Source organism: Afipia sp. Root123D2, assembly GCF_001425835.1.
Classification (GTDB): Bacteria; Pseudomonadota; Alphaproteobacteria; order Rhizobiales; family Xanthobacteraceae; genus Afipia.
Genome location: NZ_LMDP01000005.1, coordinates 111,691 through 123,572 on the forward strand (window position 1 = coordinate 111,691; position 11,882 = coordinate 123,572).

Consider the following 11,882-nt stretch of genomic DNA (forward strand, 5'->3'; position numbering starts at 1 on the left):
GCGATCCCGGCCCGTCGTCCTGCGCAGGGCTGTGGCCCTGCTGGTCCAGCCGGTCAGGGATGCTCGGCCGCAGTTGCACCGGCCCGACCGCTCCGCGGGCCGGGGGGTGTCTTCGGGAAGAAGACGAACAAGGGCTGGCGATGCCGGTCCGCAACCCCAAAAGGAGTGTTCCCCATGCAACTCATCAAGGTCGATCCGCGCGCGCTCGTGGAGAGCCCCGACCATTCGCGCCAGACCAAGTCGTCGCCGCAGGCCGACGCGCTCTTGCTAGCCTCGATCAAGGCTGTCGGCATCGTGCAGCCGCCCGTCGTGTCACAGCAGGCTGACGGCGGCAACGGCTTTCTCATCAACGCCGGCCGGCGCCGCGTGCGCCTCGCCATCGCCGCGGGCCTCGACGAAATCGACGTGCTCGTCGACGATCCGGCGAACGACAACGGCGCCATGCGCTCGATGGTCGAGAATATCGCCCGCGAGGCATTGAACCCGGTCGACCAGTGGCGTGCGATCGAGCGCCTGGTCGCACTCGGCTGGACCGAGGAGGCGATCGGCGTCGCGCTCGCCCTGCCGGTGCGTCAGATCAGGAAGCTGCGCCTGCTCGCCAACGTGCTGTCGGCGATGCTCGACCACATGGCCAAGGGCGACATGCCCGACGAGCGGCAGCTGCGCACCATCGCGGCAGCGTCGCTCGACGAGCAGAAGGAAGTCTGGAAGAAGCACAAGCCGTCGAAGGCCGACCCGCAGGTCTCGTGGTGGAGCGTCGCGCAGGCGCTGCAGAAGACGCGCATGTACGCGCGGCACGCAAGCTTCGGCGACGAGCTCGCGCAAGCCTACGGCATTGCGTGGGTCGAGGACCTGTTCGCGCCGGCGGACGAGGACAGCCGCTACACCACGGACGTCGAGGCCTTCCTCGGCGCGCAGCAGGAGTGGATGACGGCGAACCTGCCGAAGAAGGGCGTCATCGCCGAGACCACGAACTACGGCGAGGTGAAGCTGCCGCCGAAGGCCGAGCGCGTCTACGGCAAGCCGACGAAGTCGGACTGCACCGCGATGTATCTCGACCGCGACGGCCGCGTGCAGACCGTGCACTACCGCATGCCGGCGGCGACGAAGCCGAAGGGCAAAAGCGCGGCCGGTCCGGACAACGCAGCGGACGACGTCGGCGAGGTGTCGAAGCCGCGTCCCGACGTGACCCGCAAGGGCGTCGAGATCATCGGCGACCTCCGCACCGACGCGCTGCGCGAAGCGCTCCGCCGCGCGCCGATCGAGGACGACACGCTGATGGCGTTGCTGATCCTCGCCTTCGCCGGGCAGAACGTTTCGGTGACGACGGGAAACGGTGGCGCCACTTACGGCCACAGCCGCCTGGCGAAGAACGCAATGGTGCTGTTCGACGCCGACGGCAAGCTCGCCTTCGACATGGACACGCTGCGCGTCGCGGCCCGCACCATGCTGGTCGACGTGTTCTCGTGCCGGGAGAACGCCACCAACAGCGGCGTCGTCGCCCGCGTGGCCGGCGAGGTCGTCGGCGCGGACGCCTTCCTGCCGAACATGGGCACGGAGGACTTCCTCACCTGCCTCTCGCGCGGGGCACTTGAGGCGTCGTGCAGGGACACGCCGGTCTTGCCGCGCCAGCGCGTGAAGGACACGCGCGCCGCGCTCGTCGAGCACTTCAAGGAGGGGCACTTCGTCCACCCGTCCGCGCTCTTCGCGCCCGACCCGGCGAAGCTCTCCGACTTCCTGTCGTCGTGCGCGACCGCGGCAGACGACGACGAGACCGAAGAGGACGCCGACAGCACCGTCGATGACTCCTCCGACGAAGCGACCGAAGCGTTCCAGGAGGCCGCCGAATAGCCGCGGCGCGCTTCCGTTCCGAACGATCCACCGCCGCCGGCCATGCCGGCGGCGGTTTCGTTTCCACACGCGCACAACAAGGAGGACACCATGTCCGCGCACACCATCATCGACAATGCTCCCATCGGCTCGATCGTCGCTTGGTCCGACGGGACGCCACAGCCGCCGGCGCGCTTCAACAAAAAACGGGCTGCCTGGCGGACCAGCAACAGTCGCGGCCGGCTTGTCCGGAAGCAGGGCGTGCGCGGCGTCGGCAATCTCTCGCTGTCGGCGTGTTTCACCCTGCACGAGGCCGACTACGGCGCTGGCGGCGTCATCGCCATCCGTGTCCACCGAACGTTCTCGGTGGAGTCGAAACTCCACTTCACCATCGTCGAGCGTCCGGCGATCGGATCGGTCCGCGTGTTCGACCGCGCCGGCGACGACGCCGAGCTCGTCTATCTCGCAACGAACGAGGTCGACGCGCGAAAATGGCTCACGCGCCACGGCTATCCGCGCGCGGTGCTTCAAGACGTCACGGCCGACCAGGTCGGCGCCGATATCATCGAGGGGAGGACCGCGGCATGAACGCGCCCTCCCCTGCTCGCCCTCAAACCCAGACCCCCGGATTTCCGGGGGTTTCTTTCGGCACCAGTGCCGACGGCATGCCTGTCGCGCTGGTCGGCGACACCGCCTTCGCCATGGCGAACGCGCGCGACAACCGTCACTATCGCGTCACCGCCTGGCGCCTCGCGCGACCGATGGGCGAGTGGACGCGCGGCGATTTCTACGGGCACTCGGGCGAGCTCGTCGACGAGGCGGCGTTTCGGGCACGCGTGCTCGAAAATGCCGAGCACCAGCGCGAGAAGCGCGCGCTCGGTCGTCACGAGATTTGCTCGCGCGCCGGCACGCCGTGGGGCGCCTCGCAAGGCGCGAGCGTCTACGCCGAAGGTGTCACAGCGCATTCGACGGCGGGTCACGGCGGCTTCAAGCTCTCGGCCGAGCGCAACCGCAACGTCCATCCCATGCTCCGCTCACCAGGCGGTTGGTACGAAGAGGATGCCGCGTGGGCGATCGTCGCGATCACCTTTCCGCACCTCTTCACGGCGTTTGAGCGTCGCTGCGCCGAGCGCACGATCAAGGACTCGTGGCCGGATGCCTGGGAGGCGATCTTCGGCACCGTGCTGCAGCCGGGCGAGTCCCACGAGAAGGACCGGCGTGCGTTCGAGCGCGAGCACGCCGGCCATTGGATCGTCACCTCGGCCATTACGTCGAAGCACGAGCCCGGCTTCGTCGAGGTCGTTGCCACGCTCGGCGGCAAGCGCGGCCCGGGGACCGAGGAGCGCCGCTTCCTCGTCCCGTGCGCGGAATACAGCATCGGTCGCTTCGGCTTCGTGATCGACGAGGCACGCCACCAGATCTACGGCGGCCCCTCCGACTTCGCCGGATGGAGGTGACCCATGCCCTGGCGCCTCATTGCCAAAGCCTTCGGCTGGCGAACCGCGAACGACGAGGACGGCGAAACGCCGCTCCTCGTCGTCTGGCACCCGCGCCTCAAGCGGCACTTCACCGGCTCCGACGCCTGGAGACGCGCCGTGCGCGTCTCCGTCCGCGCGCCGGAGCCTTACCCAACCGATACGGCCAGAGAGGAGGTCCGGTCATGAAAGCGTACCTCGTCGCCGTGAACCTCCTGGTTCACGCGCACCACAATCCCGAGAGCGCCATCGCTGACGCGCTCGACGGCATCCTGACGCCTGATATGCGCAAGCACGCCGGGGCCAACTCGGCGCTGATCGACTGGGCGGTCGCCGGCGACGATCTCTCTTCATCCATCGCGGGTGTCTCCCTCGCCGATGACTACACGGCGGACGTGTCCGCTTTTGCCTTGTGGCCGGTGGGGACGGTGCGATGAACGGGCCACCGGACCGCCGCTTCGCGCTCGCGCGCATGGAGGTCGCGCAGGCCGAGACGCAACGCCATCTCGGCGTCATCGAGCGCCAGATCGCGGCACGCGCAGAGCGGCTGACGGTCACCGATCGGGCGAAGCGACGGCGGCACGTCCGGAGCGCTTCGAGCTGGACGAACGCTGACGAGCGTCTGTTTCAGCAGCACCTCGCAGAGCTGGTCCTCGCCCGCCGCGGCGAGATCGACGCACTCACACGCAAGCTCGACCGGCAGGAGACGGCGATCGCCGAGTTTCGGAGTCGCAATCGCGTTTACGCCGCGGACCAGGGAGAGATCAGGCACTTCAACATTGCGACCGAGAGCGAAGAGACCTGACGCGTGCCGGCGGCGTCGTGTGTCGTACGGCCTGCCGTGACCTCCCGGTTTCGACGGCGGGTGCCCCTTTGCCGTCACTCCCTCGGTTTGTGCTGCGGTCTGAACCGTCCGCGGTCCGCTTCAAGGGCAAGTCGCGAAGCGATCGGCGGCCGCCGTCTCGCGATGGGGGGCCGCGTCCTTCGCAGGCCTGTAGGCCTGCTTGTCCGCAACCCGCCCATGCTCGCCCTGGCAGCCGCCGCCCCCTGAAGCGGCCCGCTGGGGCCGGTTCTGGTCGACCGCACCCGAGGGAGCGACGGCAAAGGCCCGATCGCATCCCAGGTGAAACCGAGAAAGGATCACACCATGACCAAGACCGCCCACTCTCCTCGCTCCGCAGCCCGCGTCATCCCGCTCCGCCGCGGCACGACCCTCGAAATGGTCCGCCTCGTCTGCCCCGACTCGGCGCAGACCCTGCGCATATCCGAGAGCTTCGGGCTCGCTGTCCTCGACAGCGACGGCATCCGCGACCTGCACGAGCGGTTCGTCGTCGAGACCGCCGACGCTCTCAAAGAGGGGCTCAGCGACCGCGCGATGGAAATCCACCTCCAGCGCATCGTCGGCTCCTACGTCGGCTCCGCCCACGGTGCCGGCCAGTTCTACTCCCGCGCCGTGACCGAGGCACGCGAGGTCACTGCCAAACTTGCCAACGATGCCCGCGACGAGGACCTCGACGGCCCCGTCGGCTTCGACAGCCAGGCGCAGCGCAAACGCGAGTTCGCGGCCGACATGGGACTGCAGGCGCACGCACTCCGCATGGCGGCCGAGGGGGCCGTCGCCGCCTACGAGCAGGTCATCGGCGAAGCCTGGAAGCCCTTCGAACGGCAGGTCGAGCACGCCGGCGAAACCGTCTCGAAGAAGGCAGCCGCAGTCCAGATGTCGGCCTTCGAATAAGCCTCAGGCCGGGGCTTCGGCCCCGCCTTTCACTTCGCTCTCTCTAAGGGCCGGTTGCGAGACCGGCCCTTCTTTCGTGTCGCCGACAAAACCAAGACACGACCAATGAGAATGAAAGGAGCGGCGCTCCGCGCCAGCGGCCCCTCCCGGTTCGTGGTCCATGCGGCGGATGCCACGCAGGCGCAACGGCTGCGCCGTCCTCCGCTCCGCTGCGGCCCGGTGGGTGCGCGAGCGCGAGATGCCGCCGCCGCGGACCCCGTGAGGGGCCGCGACAGGCGCGGCCTCCGAATCGGAGGTTATTGAAATGAGCAGGATGGAAGAGAAGCCGCGCGCTGACGTCTACGCGCGCATCACGGATCGCATCGTCGCCGACCTGGAGCGCGGGGTGCGGCCGTGGGTGAGGCCGTGGAGCACAGCAAATGCCGCCGGCCGCATCACCCGGCCGCTACGCCACAACGGGATGCCGTATCAGGGCATCAACGTCGTGCTGCTCTGGTCCGAAGCCGTCGCGCGCGGCTTCGCGTCGTCGACGTGGATGACATTCAAGCAATCACTCGAGCTCGGCGGCCACATTCGCAAGGGCGAGAGCGGAACGATGGTTGTCTACGCCAACAAGGTCACCAAGACCGAGACGGACGACAACGGCGACGACGTCGAGCGGACGGTGCCGTTCCTGCGCGCCTACACGGTGTTCTGCGTCGACCAGATCGACGGGCTCCCCGAGCAGTACTACAAGTCCACGGCGGCTCCGGCGCCGCTGCCGGCGCCGCGTATTGCGCACGCCGATTCCTTCTTCGCCCACACCGGCGCGGCGATCCGGCACGGCGGCGACAAGGCGTATTTCGCGCCATCGCTCGATCTCATCCAGATGCCGCCGTTCGAGAGCTTCCGCGACGCGGAGAGCTACACGGCAACGCTGGCGCACGAGTGCGTGCACTGGACGGCGCCGGCGCACCGCGTCAACCGCGATCTCAGCCGCTACGCCAAGGACCGCAGCGAGCGCGCCCGCGAGGAGTTGATCGCGGAGCTCGGCGCCTGCTTCCTCAGCGCGGACCTCGGGATCGTGCCTGAGCTCGAGCCGCGCGCGGACCATGCGAGCTATCTCGCATCGTGGCTGGAGGTGCTCTCCAACGACAAGCGGTTCATCTTTTCTGCCGCCGCGCACGCGCAGCGCGCAGTCACGTACTTGCACGGCCTCCAGCCGAAAGCGGCAGAGGTCGACGAGGCGGCATGAGCGCAAGGACATTGCGCTCGGACTTCTTGTCGTCCACCGGTCGCCTTTCGCGAGCTCACCAAGGCCTCGCCTCGTGGCGGGGCCTTCGCATGTGAACCGCTGTGCGTATTCTGCGTCCGGGAATGGCGAGGCTTTCTCGCCACCTCATCCGGAGGCGTGGCTGGCAGTGCGGCGACAGGGTCGTCACTGTCAGCTCAGGGTGATCGGGTCTGCCTGGATCGGCGTCTTCCGGAGACGGCGACAGCTTGGCGAACCGCGAAGTGCGTTCGGAGGCATTGCCGGTGCATCGCTCGCTCGGGATGTACCTCAGGTGGAAGGCTCGTTTCATCGTCGGCACGCCGGCCGCCGCAGTGGTGAGGTGCCCGTCGCCAGTCACATCCTCCCGGTCGGCTAGCCGCGCCCAGTGCGTCCTCGATTTGGCATGTCTAACCGAAGGCCGTCGTCGCTGCGCTCCGCCTCGATTCCAAGACCGCAACGGCCGGTCTCCGCTTTCTTCCCCTGGCCGCTGCGCGCCCATTCCTCGCGGGCCAAGAAAGCCTCGCCCTGGCCGCCCTCTACTGCGTGGCGTCCCTAAGGACCACCCCATTGCGCAAGCGCAACGGGGACCCCGGTGGGTGCGGTCCAATCGCCTCCGGTCAACGACAGCCATCGAGGCCGCGGTGGTCGCGGCCCGAGAACCGAAAGAGGATACGAACATGGCTACCATCGGCAACTTCACCGTCAACGGCAACGGCTTCGTCGGCTCCGTCAAGACTCTCGCCCTCGGCACCGTGAAAGCCAAGATCGTCCCGGCCGACCGCACGTCGGACAAAGCCCCGGACTACCGCATCTTCGCCGGCACCATCGAGTTCGGCGCCGCCTGGAAGAAGAAGTCGCAGGAGCAGAACCGCGACTACCTCTCGGTCAAGCTGGACGACCCGAGCTTCGCGGCTCCGATCTACGCCACGCTGGTCGAGGTGGAGGGCGAGGAAGGCCACTCGCTCATCTGGTCCCGCCCGAACCGCGACTGAGGTTCGGCGATGAAGGCCCCGCCGCGAGGCGGGGCTTTCGAGCGTGTGCAGAAAGGAGAACGCAAATGTGCAAAGTGTTGAATGCGCGGAAGGTAGGCAAACGCTCGGACGGATCGCGGGTCTACATCGGGCGGCCCAGCAAGTGGGGCAATCCGTTCGCGATCGGGCGCGACGGCTCCCGCGCGGACGTCATCGCGAAGTACCGCGCCTGGATCGTGGCGCAGCCCGATCTGATGGGTGCGCTCGAGGAGCTGCGCGGCCGCGACCTCGTCTGCTGGTGCGCGCCGCTCGCCTGTCACGGCGACGTGCTCGCCGACCTTGCGAACCGGCGCTGAGCGGTCTCCGCTAGATGAACGGCTTGCCGCCCGTCACCGCGACCGTCGTTCCCGACGTGTAGCTGGAGAGCGGGTCGGCAAGCATGACGTAGGCAGTCGCCAATTCAGCCGGCTGCCCGGGGCGCTTCATCGGTACCTGCTTCCCGAACGACTTCACCGCGTCCTCGGGCATTGTCGAAGGAATGAGCGGCGTCCAGATCGGGCCCGGCGCGACCGCGTTCACGCGGATGCCTTTCTCCGCCAGCATCTGCGCGAGGCCGCTGGTGAAATTCTGGATGGCGCCTTTGGTCGTCGCGTAGGCGAGCAGGATCGGGTTCGGCATGTCGGAATTCACCGACGCCGTGTTGACGATCGCGCTGCCCGGCTTCATGCGCGGGACGGCAGCCTTCGCGAGGTAGAACATCGCGTGGATGTTGACGTCGAACGTCGTCTGCCACTCCTCGTCGCTGATGTCGCCGATGTCCTTGAACGTGGCCTGGTGCGCGGCGTTGTTGACGAGGATGTCGACGCCGCCGAGTTCCTCGACGGCGCGCTTGACGATCGCCCTGCAGTGCGCGGGATCGCGGACGTCGCCTGCGACGAGAATCGCCTTGCGTCCCTCTTTCTCCACCAGCGCCTTCACCTCCTGCGCGTCGTCGTTTTCGCACAGGTACGCGATCAGGACATCCGCGCCCTCGCGCGCGTAGGCGATCGCGACAGCGCGGCCGATGCCACTGTCTCCGCCGGTGATGATGGCCTTCAGGCCCTTCAGCCTGCCCGACCCCTTGTAGCTCTCTTCCCCGTGGTCAGGACGAGGGTCCATCTTCTCAGTCGAGCCCGGCATCGGCTGCTTCTGCGACGGGAACGGTGGCTTCGGGTGGTCGGACGGCATTGCAGATCACTCCCGTTTCTTGGTTCGCCAACTTGGCGCTGCCGCTATTCGACGGTGAGCACGACCTTGCCCACCGAGTGGCCCTTCTCGACGTCGCTCAGCGCATCGGATGCTTGTTCGAGAGGAAATGTTTTGGCGACGTGCGGCTTCACCTTCCCGGCCACCACCAACTCTGCGATCTCCGCGAGCTCGGCGCCGTCGGCCTCGACCGTGTAGCGCATCGCTCGCACGCCGTGCTCTTTCGCCTTGTCTTGCGAAGGATCGGTCAGCGTCGACACGAGCACCCCTTCCCGCTTGAGCAGCGCCCCGGAGCGCTCGCGCGTCTCGCCGTCGATCAGGTCGAAGACCATACGCCCAGGCGCAACGCCAGCACATCGAGGGCCCGTCGAAGATGACGAAGCGGCAGCTCGAGAACGCGCTCGGCGTTCACTGACCGCGGGATTGCCGCTGCGGGTCGGCGTCGATGAGCGCGATGCCGAGCTCGGGGCGCTTACGCCGCCGCAGCCTCGCCGGCGTTTCCGTGAGCACGACCTCGAGCGTCGGGTGAACCGTGCCCTTGAGCAGGTGTCCGCCGCGCGTCGACCCATCGGACAGGCCGAGCACGACGTGGACGTGTAGGCTCGCCTTGCCGTCGTCGCCGACCGCGACGTCGCCGATGGCGCTAAGCACCTCGCACTGCTCGTCGACGGCGATCTCCTTGTAGGACTTGCCGGCGAAGTCAAACCACCCGACGGTGGCACGCGAGAACGCGCCGATCGCCGTGAGCGAAGCACCGGACATGCCTTCCTTCCGAGCGAACTCCTGCAAGGCGGAGAACGCCTCCTCGCCGTCGTCAAGCACCACGATAAGCGTCTCGCCCCTGCCCTCTTCTGCTATCCGCTGGCTTCTCATGGCTGCCTCACGCCGCCATCGCGCTGCAAGAGTCAGCGCAGGCGCGGCAAGCGGCGACGCAGTCCTCCATCCCGTCGAGCCGCTCGCAATCCTTGGCGCACTCGGTGCAGATTTCCGCGCACTCCCGGCAGGTCTGCTTGTGGTGCGGCGAGGAGATCAGCATGAAGTGCGCCGAGGTCCGGCACATCTCCGCGCAGGCCATCATCAGTCGGAAATGCGGCGGCGCAACGTGCTCGCCGCCGGCCTCCAGGCAGTGGTTCATCGCCATGCCGAGACACGTCTTGTAGCAGTCCAGGCAGGCGTCGATGCACTTTTGCATTTCCGGGGACAGGGCCATTTCACACCTCGCACGAGTTTCCAAAGCAACGCGACGCAACCCAGCTCGTTCCCCGGTTGGGATCGGCCGGCGCGTTTGGGAGGAACCGGCCGGCGTGGCGGGCTCTGAACGGGATCACTGATGCCGGCGCGTCCGCGAATCTTTTCTGATAGAAATCGGTGCCGCTGCCGGTTCACGGTAGGCTGGAGCGCCTGAATGCTTGAGCAAGTGCATGACGCGCTGTGGATCGCCGAAGGCGAGAACGTCAGCTTCTATGGCGCGCCCTACCCGACGCGCTCCGTCATCGCACGATTGGAAAACGGCGATCTGTGGGTCTGGTCGCCCGTTAGATTCACTGCGGATCTGCGCGCCGATGTTGACCGCCTGGGACCAGTCCGCCACCTCGTTAGCCCCAACAAACTCCACCATCTTTATCTGAAGCAATGGAAGACGGCCTATCCCGAGGCGGCGCTGTGGGGACCGCAGTCGACGATCAAGAAGCGTTCCGACTTATCGTTCCGCGCGCCGCTTACTGACAACCCGCCGCAAGACTGGCTTTTCGACATCGACCAAGCCTGGTTTCGCGGCTCGTTCGCCATGGACGAGGTCGTGTTCTTTCACCGGCCGTCCGGTACGGCTATCGTCGCCGACTTGGTCCAGACTTTCAGCGATCGCTTTCTCCGCAAGCACTGGGGTTGGTTTCGCTTCCTCGCGCGTCTCGACGGCCTCACGCAGGACCAGGCCGGCGCGCCACGCGAATGGAGACTATCGTTTATCAATCGCGGGCCGGCACGGCGGGCGCGAGCGAAGGTACTCAGCTGGAATTGTCAGCGTGTCATCATGGCGCACGGTGAGTGGGTGCGAACTAATGGGCACGCCCTTCTTGAGAAGTCATTTCGCTGGCTCGGCGCTTGATGGCGCCTTTTTCATCGGAAGGTGCGAGCGGCTGCGGCGTGGTCCAGAAGTTGATCCCTGGTGGCTGCAGACTTTAGCTTGCGCCGGCAGAAGGTGTTGTGACCACGCTTTGCTAACCGGCTTGCTGATCCAGTCGCGCCAGACGCTCGGGCATGTCGAGCAACTTCATCGCCGCGGCCGCGATCGCCTCGCCGATGCTCGGATAGGTTTCGTCAGAGCTGATGGAGACGCCGTCGGGAAATGTCACGGTCGCTTGGTAGCCATTGCCTTTGGGCGTTGCTGAAAGCTGGATGGTAGGCATTTAACGGATCCTCCTTGGTCGTTGCCAATGTCCGCTCTCGGCCGACCGTTCTACGTCGATTGCCCAGCGGAAATTTCCTGAAGGGATCTAGCCAATATCATCTCCTGCGCGTTGTGCGTGACAGTCGCCGCTTGGACACATCACTCGAAGCGGCCGCCATGAGTTCGTTCCACGTGTCAGGAGGATTCCCGCGGTCCAGCATCTTTCTGAACACGGCGTAGGCGTCGGTCGCGCTCCCGTAGGCGCGCAGCGTCGCGTCGTCATTCACCCATGCGAGGACGATGACCTTGGCGTCCTCCGATTGATGGTAGCGAAAGAAGAGCCGGAACTGCTGCAGGAATTTGGCGCGAAACCAATGCTTGTAATCGTCGCCGAGCGTGCTCCCCTGGCGATAGACGTCACGCGTCGGGTCGCTTGGAATGTTCTCGAACGCGACCTTCAAAACGGCCGCGAGAAGCTTCGCCGCGCGCTTCTTTTTGTATTTCTTCGGATCCTTCTTCCGGGCCTTTTCGACCGCTTCGATCATCGCCTCCAACTGGTCGAGAAACAACGGGTGCGCGTAAATCGTCCACCCGTTGATCTCAACGATCTCTTCACTCACGCGTCGTCGTCCGGGAGGGCCGCATCAAGGTCGACCTTGACGCCCTTGACCAACGCCTTGCCTCGCGCGAGCAGAGACTTCGGCACAGGTCGAATCCGTCCTGGCTCGTCGGTCATGTCTCGCGCCAGGAATGCGAGAAACTTCCCAATCAAGGGATCGCCCTCCTCCGCGCGCGTTTCTTTTTTCGAGATCATGACCGTGCCGTCTGCGAGCCCGTGAAACACGACCTGGTCGCGCTTCCCCAGGGCGAGCATCTTGCGGATGGCCGCTGGCACCGTAGTCTGTCCGCGATCCGTGATGGTTGCGGGGATCTCGAGGATTTCAGCTCCCTTCGCCATTGCCGGCTCCTTGCATCGTAGAGCATTGCA

At 66.4% G+C, this 11,882-nt stretch carries 18 protein-coding genes; 11 read left to right on the plus strand and 7 right to left on the minus strand.

The genetic code is table 11. The features are described from left to right. Positions 1-174: 174 nt before the first annotated feature. The 10 genes from ASC80_RS22060 to ASC80_RS22105 all read left to right on the plus strand — a co-directional run bounded on the left by ASC80_RS22060 (position 175) and on the right by ASC80_RS22105 (position 7,619). Complete coding sequence (locus tag ASC80_RS22060) at positions 175-1,851, plus strand: ParB N-terminal domain-containing protein (protein WP_056301916.1); 1,677 nt, start codon at positions 175-177, stop codon at positions 1,849-1,851. A gap of 90 nt (positions 1,852-1,941) precedes the next feature. After that, positions 1,942-2,418 carry a UCP036055 family protein gene (locus ASC80_RS22065; RefSeq protein ID WP_056302057.1) on the plus strand — a complete coding sequence of 159 codons (477 nt, stop codon included), beginning with the start codon at positions 1,942-1,944 and terminating at the stop codon, positions 2,416-2,418. Continuing rightward, the gene (locus ASC80_RS22070) at positions 2,415-3,287 is read left to right on the plus strand and encodes a DUF7007 domain-containing protein (RefSeq protein WP_044416852.1); all 873 of its coding nucleotides are present in this window, start codon (positions 2,415-2,417) and stop codon (positions 3,285-3,287) included. The genes ASC80_RS22065 and ASC80_RS22070 overlap by 4 nt, the downstream gene beginning before the upstream one ends. 3 nt (positions 3,288-3,290) lie before the next feature. Further along, positions 3,291-3,494: a hypothetical protein gene (locus tag ASC80_RS22075; protein ID WP_044416853.1), complete on the plus strand. Its 204-nt coding sequence runs from the start codon at positions 3,291-3,293 to the stop codon at positions 3,492-3,494. Beyond that, complete coding sequence (locus ASC80_RS22080) at positions 3,491-3,742, plus strand: hypothetical protein (protein ID WP_056301917.1); 252 nt, start codon at positions 3,491-3,493, stop codon at positions 3,740-3,742. The genes ASC80_RS22075 and ASC80_RS22080 overlap by 4 nt, the downstream gene beginning before the upstream one ends. Next, positions 3,739-4,110, plus strand: a complete 372-nt coding sequence (locus tag ASC80_RS22085; RefSeq protein WP_056301918.1) for a hypothetical protein — start codon at positions 3,739-3,741, stop codon at positions 4,108-4,110. The genes ASC80_RS22080 and ASC80_RS22085 overlap by 4 nt, the downstream gene beginning before the upstream one ends. A gap of 342 nt (positions 4,111-4,452) precedes the next feature. After that, a complete protein-coding gene (locus tag ASC80_RS22090; RefSeq protein WP_056301919.1) occupies positions 4,453-5,040 on the plus strand; it encodes a hypothetical protein in 588 nt (195 codons plus the stop codon). A gap of 304 nt (positions 5,041-5,344) precedes the next feature. After that, on the plus strand, positions 5,345-6,274 hold the full coding sequence (locus tag ASC80_RS22095; protein ID WP_056301921.1) for an ArdC family protein: 930 nt from the start codon (positions 5,345-5,347) through the stop codon (positions 6,272-6,274). A 659-nt stretch (positions 6,275-6,933) separates the two neighbouring features. After that, on the plus strand, positions 6,934-7,284 hold the full coding sequence (locus tag ASC80_RS22100; protein ID WP_056302058.1) for a DUF736 domain-containing protein: 351 nt from the start codon (positions 6,934-6,936) through the stop codon (positions 7,282-7,284). A 65-nt stretch (positions 7,285-7,349) separates the two neighbouring features. Further along, a complete protein-coding gene (locus ASC80_RS22105) occupies positions 7,350-7,619 on the plus strand; it encodes a DUF4326 domain-containing protein (RefSeq protein ID WP_056301923.1) in 270 nt (89 codons plus the stop codon). 10 nt (positions 7,620-7,629) lie between these two features. Here the strand turns inward: ASC80_RS22105 and ASC80_RS22110 are convergent, their stop codons facing one another. From ASC80_RS22110 to ASC80_RS22125, 4 genes are all read right to left on the minus strand, one after another. Further along, entirely contained in the window at positions 7,630-8,490 is an 861-nt protein-coding gene (locus tag ASC80_RS22110; RefSeq protein WP_056301925.1) for a glucose 1-dehydrogenase, read from the minus strand. Between the two features lie 44 nt (positions 8,491-8,534). Next, positions 8,535-8,840, minus strand: a complete 306-nt coding sequence (locus ASC80_RS22115; protein ID WP_056301926.1) for a zinc-binding dehydrogenase — start codon at positions 8,838-8,840, stop codon at positions 8,535-8,537. Between the two features lie 76 nt (positions 8,841-8,916). Further along, positions 8,917-9,381, minus strand: coding sequence for a PPC domain-containing DNA-binding protein (locus ASC80_RS22120; RefSeq protein ID WP_056301928.1), 465 nt, complete (start codon positions 9,379-9,381; stop codon positions 8,917-8,919). A 7-nt stretch (positions 9,382-9,388) separates the two neighbouring features. Continuing rightward, entirely contained in the window at positions 9,389-9,718 is a 330-nt protein-coding gene (locus tag ASC80_RS22125; RefSeq protein ID WP_056301930.1) for a four-helix bundle copper-binding protein, read from the minus strand. Positions 9,719-9,925: 207 nt separating this feature from the next. On the opposite strand from ASC80_RS22125, the gene ASC80_RS22130 reads away from it, so the two are divergent. Further along, positions 9,926-10,612, plus strand: coding sequence for a DUF4336 domain-containing protein (locus ASC80_RS22130; protein WP_244487341.1), 687 nt, complete (start codon positions 9,926-9,928; stop codon positions 10,610-10,612). Positions 10,613-10,724: 112 nt separating this feature from the next. Here ASC80_RS22130 and ASC80_RS22135 read toward each other — a convergent pair whose 3' ends face one another. The 3 genes from ASC80_RS22135 to ASC80_RS22145 form a co-directional block, all read right to left on the minus strand. Beyond that, positions 10,725-10,913, minus strand: coding sequence for a hypothetical protein (locus ASC80_RS22135; protein ID WP_056301934.1), 189 nt, complete (start codon positions 10,911-10,913; stop codon positions 10,725-10,727). A gap of 97 nt (positions 10,914-11,010) precedes the next feature. Continuing rightward, the gene (locus ASC80_RS22140; RefSeq protein WP_056301936.1) at positions 11,011-11,514 is read right to left on the minus strand and encodes a type II toxin-antitoxin system YhaV family toxin; all 504 of its coding nucleotides are present in this window, start codon (positions 11,512-11,514) and stop codon (positions 11,011-11,013) included. Beyond that, positions 11,511-11,852 carry a type II toxin-antitoxin system PrlF family antitoxin gene (locus ASC80_RS22145; protein WP_056301938.1) on the minus strand — a complete coding sequence of 114 codons (342 nt, stop codon included), beginning with the start codon at positions 11,850-11,852 and terminating at the stop codon, positions 11,511-11,513. The genes ASC80_RS22140 and ASC80_RS22145 overlap by 4 nt, the downstream gene beginning before the upstream one ends. Positions 11,853-11,882: the final 30 nt, after the last annotated feature.

Excerpts from the sequence above, each read along its gene's own strand:
- ASC80_RS22060 (WP_056301916.1), top strand. The coding sequence starts at position 175 with ATGCAACTCATCAAGGTCGATCCGCGCGCGCTCGTGGAGAGCCCCGAC.
- ASC80_RS22065 (WP_056302057.1), top strand. The coding sequence starts at position 1,942 with ATGTCCGCGCACACCATCATCGACAATGCTCCCATCGGCTCGATCGTC.
- ASC80_RS22070 (WP_044416852.1), top strand. The coding sequence starts at position 2,415 with ATGAACGCGCCCTCCCCTGCTCGCCCTCAAACCCAGACCCCCGGATTT.
- ASC80_RS22075 (WP_044416853.1), top strand. The coding sequence starts at position 3,291 with ATGCCCTGGCGCCTCATTGCCAAAGCCTTCGGCTGGCGAACCGCGAAC.
- ASC80_RS22080 (WP_056301917.1), top strand. The coding sequence starts at position 3,491 with ATGAAAGCGTACCTCGTCGCCGTGAACCTCCTGGTTCACGCGCACCAC.
- ASC80_RS22085 (WP_056301918.1), top strand. The coding sequence starts at position 3,739 with ATGAACGGGCCACCGGACCGCCGCTTCGCGCTCGCGCGCATGGAGGTC.
- ASC80_RS22090 (WP_056301919.1), top strand. The coding sequence starts at position 4,453 with ATGACCAAGACCGCCCACTCTCCTCGCTCCGCAGCCCGCGTCATCCCG.
- ASC80_RS22095 (WP_056301921.1), top strand. The coding sequence starts at position 5,345 with ATGAGCAGGATGGAAGAGAAGCCGCGCGCTGACGTCTACGCGCGCATC.
- ASC80_RS22105 (WP_056301923.1), top strand. The coding sequence starts at position 7,350 with ATGTGCAAAGTGTTGAATGCGCGGAAGGTAGGCAAACGCTCGGACGGA.
- ASC80_RS22110 (WP_056301925.1), bottom strand. The coding sequence starts at position 8,490 with ATGCCGTCCGACCACCCGAAGCCACCGTTCCCGTCGCAGAAGCAGCCG.
- ASC80_RS22115 (WP_056301926.1), bottom strand. The coding sequence starts at position 8,840 with ATGGTCTTCGACCTGATCGACGGCGAGACGCGCGAGCGCTCCGGGGCG.
- ASC80_RS22120 (WP_056301928.1), bottom strand. The coding sequence starts at position 9,381 with ATGAGAAGCCAGCGGATAGCAGAAGAGGGCAGGGGCGAGACGCTTATC.
- ASC80_RS22125 (WP_056301930.1), bottom strand. The coding sequence starts at position 9,718 with ATGGCCCTGTCCCCGGAAATGCAAAAGTGCATCGACGCCTGCCTGGAC.
- ASC80_RS22135 (WP_056301934.1), bottom strand. The coding sequence starts at position 10,913 with ATGCCTACCATCCAGCTTTCAGCAACGCCCAAAGGCAATGGCTACCAA.
- ASC80_RS22145 (WP_056301938.1), bottom strand. The coding sequence starts at position 11,852 with ATGGCGAAGGGAGCTGAAATCCTCGAGATCCCCGCAACCATCACGGAT.